General features: G+C 42.2%; 1 pseudogene. It reads right to left on the reverse strand.

Annotated elements, in window-relative coordinates:
* Positions 1-526 (reverse strand): annotated as a pseudogene (locus tag DXB52_RS16015) (site-specific integrase); the annotation flags it as partial.

Consider the following 526-nt stretch of genomic DNA (forward strand, 5'->3'; position numbering starts at 1 on the left):
CCGTCTGATACCGCAGTTTAATATACTGCATGGGATTGAACGTAATATACTGCTTTGGAAATACTGCAAAACGGAAGGACTGCTGCATGACTGCGGAAAAAGAATGGATGTAATCTTTGCTATACCCCTTTCTCTCTTTTCCATCGGGATGAACTCCCCCGAAGGAAAGCAAATCGAAGAAGGATTGCAAATGTTCAGAGGTTACATTTTTCAGTTTCCGTTCTGCCAATGGGTGTTTCTTAATATTTCGGATTGTTCCGAGGTAATTCTCCACCGTACCATTGCTGAGCGTACCTGTTTTTAATTCCTCCTCTGCCCACACATCCAGAAGTTGTCCGACTGTGAGATTTTCCGCTTTGGCAACAAATTTCTTTTTCTCATAATCATCCATTGCCTGACGGAGAAGCTTTTCAGTTCCACTTTTGCTTTCTGTTCCAACGCATTCTTTCTGAACAAGATTGCCGCTTGCGTCCTCTACATAGAAGCGGTAGTACCATTTCTTTCCTTTTTTTCTTACAGATCCTTT

It is taken from the genome of Ruminococcus sp. OM04-4AA, assembly GCF_003462585.1.
Lineage (GTDB): Bacteria > Bacillota > Clostridia > Lachnospirales > Lachnospiraceae > Mediterraneibacter > Mediterraneibacter faecis.